Source organism: Trichlorobacter sp. (assembly GCF_030247655.1).
Classification (GTDB): Bacteria; Desulfobacterota; Desulfuromonadia; order Geobacterales; family Pseudopelobacteraceae; genus Trichlorobacter.
The window spans coordinates 1-7,309 of the sequence record NZ_JAOTRZ010000149.1 but is presented as its reverse complement, the minus strand read 5'-3'; the positions used below and the strand labels follow the sequence as shown (position 1 = coordinate 7,309).

Here is a 7,309-nt window from a genome sequence, read left to right as displayed (position 1 = left end):
GTATAACCTCTACTTCTTTACCGGCAACGGCATGGATACTAACGGCGAAGAGGAAATGGTTGCCCTGTCTGAACCACGGGCCGAGGCTGCACCGGAAGAGGCCACGCCTGCTGAAAAAGAAAAGCCGAAACCGGCCAGAGACAGTTTCGGCAACCAACCTTTTGCTACCTTAAAAAACCTCGACCTGTTCGGAAATTAGCTGGTGTAGAACGTGAAGACTACAAAGAACGGGCAAAATCACGCAAGGCGGACGGTAGCGGTAAATTCATCCCAGGGAACACAATATTTGCCCGTCTCGGTCTTTTCTACCAAACCTGCAGTTTCCAAGGTTTTAACATCACTGAATACATTTTTGTAGTGTCGGTGCAGGTGTTTTGCCAGCGCATTGATGCTCACGCAGCCAACCTTGTGAAGTTCCTGAAGAAGCTGCAGACGCTTGGGAGTGCAAAATCGGTAGAATGTTTCCATATCGGGAAAGGATACCCTTTCAACCGGTTTTTCAGGCATAATTCCTTGGTCAATCTTTTTTGCCTGTGAAATCAAGTCGGCAAAGAATGCCTCTTCACTCTCAATCTTTACCTTAAAATCCCTGTTCATGTGATACCTCCTTTAGAACGGGCCTGCTTGATAGCCTCATAGAAATCTTTTGCCAGCTTTTCCACTGATGCAAACTGATATGGCTCCTCAACCTCGGCAATATGACGATGATCGCCCTTACCGCGTTCATTGTCGTATCTGATGTAGTCAGAACCATCAGCTGTCTGATAATGCAGCCGGTATTTGTATGGATGTGGCGACCCAGGCAATGGTTCAGATAACAACCAGACAACCACCTGAATAATATCGCCATTTGGTAAGTCACGCCTATAGCTCAAAATAGGTTGGGCATTCCCCACATCATTCCCGCCTTTCCGTTATGGTATTTTATGCCATATCGTGAATAGGTCGTCAAGTCATAGCAGCTATCCATTGCTCGCTGTGGTCAACCCGCAGTGCTATGCTGCTTTCCCCGGAACGACCACCAGATCAGCAGCAGACCGGCCAGGCCAAAGGTCAGGTAGTCGGTGGGCATGCCCAGCAGCCACTGTTTGTGCCAAGGAATGAAGCTCGGCTCAAATTTGCTGATACCGTAGCAAGGATTCATCATAAACCAGACAAAATCTTCAATGACCCAGAACAGCATCAGGCTCCCCATGCAACGGGCCTCCAGTCGCCAGGTGAAACGCCAGAACAGCAGCAAAGGGAAGTGAAACAGCAGCAGCATGAAGGAAAAGACCCAGGCATGATAGCCGGTCATGGGGCGGCCACCCCAGAAGATATCAAGCAACGGGTGTGATTCGATCCGCCAGGTGGGCAGGGCGCAGGCCCAGCCGTTGCCACCTTCGATCTGGATCTCGGTCATGCCGAAGAAAAAGCCGATCAGGGCAACACCACAGAGCAGCATCAGCAGATGGGGCCAGCGCGTATCCCTGTTCATAGCTGTTGCGCTTCACCCAAGACCGTTGCCAGAACCTTGCGGGCAGCATCTGGTCGGCCCTGACGCTGCGCCTTGTCGCTCAGTTCTGCCAGCCGCTCGGGATGCTGCAGCAGGTGCTGCACACGCCAGACCAGCGCCCCGGCATCACAGGCCTTGAGGGCAGCGCCGTTTTCCAGCAAGAAATCGGCATTGCGCTCTTCCTGGCCTGGTATGGGAGAGACCACAATCATCGGTAATCCCACTGCCAGGCATTCTGAAGTGGTCAGACCACCCGGCTTGGTAATGGCCAGGTCGCTGGCTGCCATGACCCGTTCAATTACATTGGTAAAGCCCAACGGGATCAGACGGCCAGGATGACGCATTGCCACCAGCTTCAGGTTGGTTAAAAGCGTATCGTTGCGTCCGGCCAAGGCCACAATCTGGAAATCACCCGGGACTTGCAACAGGCGCTCGGCAAGCTGCTCTATGCCGCCCACCCCCATGCCACCGGACATCATCAACAGCGTGGTGCGCTTGGGATCAAGACCAAATTCAGCGGCACAGGTTGCACGATCATAGTTCCGTTCAAAGACAGGCATGATCGGGATACCGGTAACATGGATCGTTTCAGCAGGAATCCCCCGCTCGGCCATCCGCCCGGCAAGTTCCTCATTGGCGGCAAAATAGCCGCTCATCTGTTGCTGCACCCAGAGCGCGTGCAGATCGAAATCAGTTACCTGGACCCAGACCGGAACGTTGAGTTTACCGTTACGGATCTTGCGGGCCAGCAGCTCTGCAGGCAAAAAGTGGGTACAGATAATATGGTCCGGCTCCAGTTCCCTCAGCAACTTGCCCAGACTGGCGGTGCTTAACCGCTCAATGGCGCGACGCAGGCGGTTCAGGCCGGAGTTGGGTTTGTCGTGGTCGCTTTTGTCGTACAGGTAGCCCCAGAGCGCCGGATGGCTTTCCACCACCTTCAGGTATGAATCGGCATAGACCTTTCTAAACAGCTGCGGCACATGGTCCATCAGATCAATATGCACTGCATCAACCAACGGATAGCACTGCTTGGTTGCCGCCACCAATGCCTGTGCTGCCCGCACATGGCCTGCTCCGGCAGAGACACTGAAGATAACCAGTTTTTTCCGTTTCTGTTCCTGGTTACTCATTGCTTCGTCCCCGGGGTTGTGCCTTGCACACTGTAGCTACGGATAAATGATTTAAAATTGACCCAGACATCATTAAACCCGAAGGCCTGCATCTCAGTCTCCACATCCTTGAGGCTCCAGCCCTGATGTGATAGCCGGTAGGCCGCCACCACAATACCGGTACGGTCCTGTCCGTGCCGACAATGCACGTAGACCGGTTGATTGTCTGGATCAGCCATCAACGCCACCACCTGATCCACTTTTTGACGCAGCCCCTTGCGGGTCATCTCAATCGGCACGGCAATCGCCTTCATCCCGGCAGCTTCAACCTGGGATTTTTCACTTTCCGAGGTCCGCAGATCGATCACGGTCTTGATCCCCATCTGCTGCAGGGTTGCATAGCCTGACGGGCCCGGCTGTTCGCCCCGATAGATGCCGGGGGCCACCCTCCCAGCATTACCCAGGCCAGGCAGATTGTAGAGGTGCTCAGAAGAACGAATTATAACCGGTTGACTGGCAGCAGGTTTTACGGTTGACGCAGGAGCATTTGCCCAGGCAATACCGGCCAGGATGGTCAGGCAGCATGAGACAACAATCAAGAAGCGGCAGGTTGGTAGCAGCATGGTTTCACACCTCTTTTCATGTATCATTATAGCTGTTACAGGTACCATGCCAATATAGCACCAAACAACTTAATGCATAGTTATTGAGACGTTATATGCGATGTGAGGATAAAGAATGGTGGAGACAACTGGAGGGCGTTGTACTTTGCATGTCTATGGCTATAGCATTAAATGTACGCAGTATCGTAACTGATACTATCAGGCTGGCGAGGTTGTGGTGCGGTGCTTTTTGAACCAGGGATCATTTTTTGCTTTATCCACCAATGAAAATACCAGCAGAATGCTGAGAACAAGGGCTACAAGTGCACCAATCCGCTGCCTGCGGGAACCGAGCGCCAGCGGAAACACCGCGCAGGTGACCGCCAGAAAGGCCAGACAGAAACTGGCAGTTGGTACCGGTATGAAGAGGGCTGTTACCAGCAACAGCCATGCCATCCAGAAACCGCCGCTTGTTGCAGCATCACGAAGATTACCGACCTTCATCGTGGCCTCTCCATCCTTCAGCTACGCTGTGGCCGGGACAACGGACCACCCGGTTACGACCTTCATGTTTGGCCCGGTACATCGCCTTATCAGCACGCTCCAATAGGTCAAAGGCCGAATCAATTTCAGGTAACAGGCAGGCACTGCCAATACTGATGGTAACGCGTATCTCTGTCAATGTGCCGTCTGACATGAACTGCAGGGGGGTGCTTTCAACTGTTTTCCGCAGCCGTTCCGCAAGACGGTATGACTCTGCTTCCGGGGTATGGGGCAACAGGATCACAAACTCTTCACCGCCAAAACGGGCCACCATATCAGTTTGCCTCAACACCTCGACAAAGAGCCGGGCGACATGCTTTAAAACCAGATCACCAACCTGATGTCCCCAGGTATCATTTACCTGCTTAAAATGGTCAATATCCACCAGCAGCACCGCCAGGAGAAGATTGTAGCGCAGGCAGCGCAGAACCTCTTCCTGCAGACGACGATCAAGATGGCGACGGTTAAAGATACCGGTTAACGGATCAGTAATGCTCTCCTGCTCCAGTACAAAGACCCGCTTCAGCTCACAGGTGGTCCGGTAGGCAAGCACACAGACCAGCAGTACAAATATGGCACCAAAGAAGAAGATGATCGGTACCAGCATCTCTGAACTGCTGTACTGGGTGCCTAATTTCATCAGATAGAAGCTGAAGTAACCGCAGATAAACAGGACAATCAGGCCACCCAGAATTTTCCACCAGTTGCGGGTACGCCCTTTAGGCAGCTCTTTGGCAAGTTTGCGCACAAAAAAGAGCGCTATCAGGAGCAGCAAGGCCGCTAAAAACAGCAATATATTCATTATATCAATAATATACAATGAAAGAAGCTGGTCTATTCTGGATCCGAAAGAAAGAGAAAACATGGCTTAACGCTCCAGAATAAAGGTCACCGGCCCATCATTAATCAGAGAGACCTGCATATCTGCCTGAAAGATACCGGTCTGCACCGGCACGTTCTGACGCTTCAATGCAGCGACAAAATAATCATACAGCCGCTTGCCTTCCTCTGCAGGTGCTGCTGTATCAAAGGAAGGACGACGTCCCTTATCGCAGTTACCGACCAGGGTAAACTGGGAAACCGCCAGCACTGCTCCGCCTATATCTATCAATGAGCGGTTCATTTTACCTGTCTCATCTTCAAATATCCGTAGCCCGACGATCTTCTCAGCCAGCCAGTCTGCCGGGGCCTCGGTATCACCTTTTTTAACCCCCAGCAGCACCATAATGCCCTGAGCAATCTGCCCCACCACCTGACCATCCACCGTAACCGATGCGGAACTGACCCGCTGAATCACCGCTTTCATGGTTTCCTCTTGAACGGCGCCAGCAGACACAGCTGATCCGGCGTCAGGGCTGGGGCGTACAGGAACCCCTGGGCTTCATGACAACCCCATTCCCGTAATGCATCAGCGTGGTGCGTATGCTCAACCCCTTCACCAATAATAGAGAGCCCGAGCGTTTTGCCAAGACTGACCACTGCCTGAGCCACCTGGGCAGCCCGCGAGGTGGAACCGATCTCCTGCACAAAGGATTTATCAATTTTTAGCCGGTCAATCGGCAGGCGGTGCAGATAGGAGAGTGATGAGAAGCCGGTGCCAAAATCATCAATGGCAATGGAAACACCCAGATCACGTAACTGCTGCAAGACTTCAATTGCACGGTCAGCATCCTGCAGGATGTAGCCTTCGGTAATCTCAAGTTCCAGGCAGTTGGCAGGCAGACCGGTGCTATCCAGCGTCCGGCGCACCAGTGAGGTGATGTCACCGCGCTGAATCTGCAGCGCAGACAGATTAACCGCCACACGTGGTATTGCAGTGCCCTGCTGCCGCCATTGCTGCATTTGGCGGCAGGCATCATCCAGAATCCACTCGCCCATGGACTGGATCAGGCCGCTCTCTTCAGCTATGGGGATAAATTTTTCCGGTGCCACCAGCCCAAACTCAGGACTTGACCAGCGGGCCAATGCCTCAACACCCAACATGTTGCCAGAAGTAAGGCAGACCTGGGGCTGATAGTTCAGGCGCAGCTCGCCCCGCTCAATCGCCTTGCGCAGACGCTGCTCCAGTAAGGTTCGCTCCTGCACTGACGAGGTCTGTTCATGGGAATAGAAACGATACCCCCCCCGTCCGGCGGTTTTGGCGCGATACATGGCGGTATCTGCATTGCGCAACAGTCTGACCTCATCCTCGCCATCCCGTGGATAGAGACAGATACCGATACTGGCCGAGAGAAAGAACTCATGCTGTTCACATTCAAGCGGTACTGCCAGCATATCCAGAATTGACTGGGCAACTTCGGCTGCTTCCTGTTGTTGTTCAACCTTTTCCATCAGGACGCAGAACTCATCACCACCTAACCGGGCAATCAGGTTGTGATCTTTCAAGACAAGGGTCAGGCGGGCAGCCACTGAGCGCAGGACACTGTCACCTACCTGGTGGCCGTAGCTATCATTGATATTTTTAAAATGGTCCAGGTCGAAAAACAGCAGTGCAAGGGCATGCTGATGCTGTTGGGCAGCCGCAATGGCCTGGCTGCAACGCAGGTCAAACAGCAAACGGTTAGGCAGTCCGGTCAGCGGATCGTGCTGAGCCTGAAAAGACAGTTCCTGCTGCACCTGCTGCAGCTCATCAAACTGTGAACGCAGGCTGCCGGACATCTCGTTAAAGACCTGTGCAAGATGCGCAACTTCATCATTCCCCGAAATCTCAACCGTGGCGTCCATATCCCCTTCGCCCATCCGCCGGGTGGCCTGCTCCAGTGCATTCAGACGACGGGTCAGCAATGAGCCCAGCCCCAAGCCGATCAAGGCACTCAGGATCACCCCTGCCACAGCAAGGGGGATTCCGCGCAACAGCAAGGCCCGCACATTCTGCTCCATCTCTATGCGGGAAAAATGGACGGATATTGATCCCAACTGTTCGGCGGCATTGGCTATTTCATTTGTTTTACAGACCGTATTCCTGCCATGGGCATACACCGGAGCCGAACCACCCAGATCAGCAGGGACCGTGCTGGCCACCACAATACCGGACTGATTCAACAGGACTATCCGCTTGATATGGGGGGCCGTACTGAAGGGGGCAATAAATAGTTGGAAGTCAGTCGGTTCAGCAGTCAGCAACGCCTTACGCCCTAACTGGGATACCAGCCCCATAAAGACATCCTCACGGGTCTGCAGCTGCTTCAGGTCAGAATCACGGTAAGCGGTAAAGGTAAACCATAACAGCGGGGTAAAAACCGCGATCTGGAGGATGAAAACCACCAGGGCAATCCGGTATTTAAGAGAGATGGTTATCAATGGCTTCCCAGCCGTTTCAGTATCCGCCGGGCTGCCTCGTAATCTCTGTCGTTAACCACCTTGAAATAGTTACCCGTAGTTGCATTGCCTGTTTCAATAAACAGCTGACGCAGGTGGGGATCAACCTGGGCAAGTGAGCTGGTAAGCAGTGTTTTTTTGATGATTTCCCGGTCTGCGGCTGGAATTCGGCTGTGCGCCGCAAACAGGGTGTGGGGGATGGAGATGGAATGTCCGATCCGTTTGAGCGGCAAACCAAACTG

10 protein-coding genes and 1 pseudogene are annotated in these 7,309 nt (G+C 53.2%); 1 reads left to right on the top strand and 10 read right to left on the bottom strand.

The genetic code is table 11. The features are described 5' to 3' along the window. Positions 1-199 (top strand): annotated as a pseudogene (locus tag OEL57_RS11990) (HD family phosphohydrolase); the annotation flags it as partial. A 38-nt stretch (positions 200-237) separates the two neighbouring features. Here the strand turns inward: OEL57_RS11990 and OEL57_RS11985 are convergent. The 10 genes from OEL57_RS11985 to OEL57_RS11940 all read right to left on the bottom strand — a co-directional run. Continuing rightward, entirely contained in the window at positions 238-597 is a 360-nt protein-coding gene (locus OEL57_RS11985; RefSeq protein ID WP_300740766.1) for a hypothetical protein, read from the bottom strand. After that, positions 594-896 carry a toxin-antitoxin system TumE family protein gene (locus tag OEL57_RS11980; RefSeq protein WP_300740765.1) on the bottom strand — a complete coding sequence of 101 codons (303 nt, stop codon included), beginning with the start codon at positions 894-896 and terminating at the stop codon, positions 594-596. The genes OEL57_RS11985 and OEL57_RS11980 overlap by 4 nt, the downstream gene beginning before the upstream one ends. A gap of 86 nt (positions 897-982) precedes the next feature. Next, a complete protein-coding gene (locus OEL57_RS11975) occupies positions 983-1,477 on the bottom strand; it encodes a hypothetical protein (RefSeq protein WP_300740764.1) in 495 nt (164 codons plus the stop codon). Then, a complete protein-coding gene (locus tag OEL57_RS11970; protein WP_300740763.1) occupies positions 1,474-2,625 on the bottom strand; it encodes an MGDG synthase family glycosyltransferase in 1,152 nt (383 codons plus the stop codon). Before OEL57_RS11970 ends, OEL57_RS11975 begins: the two co-directional genes overlap by 4 nt. Beyond that, positions 2,622-3,227 carry a fused DSP-PTPase phosphatase/NAD kinase-like protein gene (locus tag OEL57_RS11965; RefSeq protein WP_300740762.1) on the bottom strand — a complete coding sequence of 202 codons (606 nt, stop codon included), beginning with the start codon at positions 3,225-3,227 and terminating at the stop codon, positions 2,622-2,624. Before OEL57_RS11965 ends, OEL57_RS11970 begins: the two co-directional genes overlap by 4 nt. A 198-nt stretch (positions 3,228-3,425) precedes the next feature. Beyond that, on the bottom strand, positions 3,426-3,710 hold the full coding sequence (locus tag OEL57_RS11960) for a hypothetical protein (protein WP_300740761.1): 285 nt from the start codon (positions 3,708-3,710) through the stop codon (positions 3,426-3,428). Continuing rightward, on the bottom strand, positions 3,697-4,551 hold the full coding sequence (locus tag OEL57_RS11955; protein ID WP_300740760.1) for a GGDEF domain-containing protein: 855 nt from the start codon (positions 4,549-4,551) through the stop codon (positions 3,697-3,699). Before OEL57_RS11955 ends, OEL57_RS11960 begins: the two co-directional genes overlap by 14 nt. A gap of 66 nt (positions 4,552-4,617) precedes the next feature. Continuing rightward, the gene (dtd, locus tag OEL57_RS11950) at positions 4,618-5,055 is read right to left on the bottom strand and encodes a D-aminoacyl-tRNA deacylase (RefSeq protein WP_300740759.1); all 438 of its coding nucleotides are present in this window, start codon (positions 5,053-5,055) and stop codon (positions 4,618-4,620) included. After that, on the bottom strand, positions 5,052-7,049 hold the full coding sequence (locus tag OEL57_RS11945; RefSeq protein WP_300740758.1) for a putative bifunctional diguanylate cyclase/phosphodiesterase: 1,998 nt from the start codon (positions 7,047-7,049) through the stop codon (positions 5,052-5,054). The genes dtd and OEL57_RS11945 overlap by 4 nt, the downstream gene beginning before the upstream one ends. Then, a partial coding sequence (locus tag OEL57_RS11940; RefSeq protein WP_300740757.1) for a hypothetical protein occupies positions 7,046-7,309 on the bottom strand: 264 nt, incomplete at its 5' end. The genes OEL57_RS11940 and OEL57_RS11945, both read right to left, overlap by 4 nt.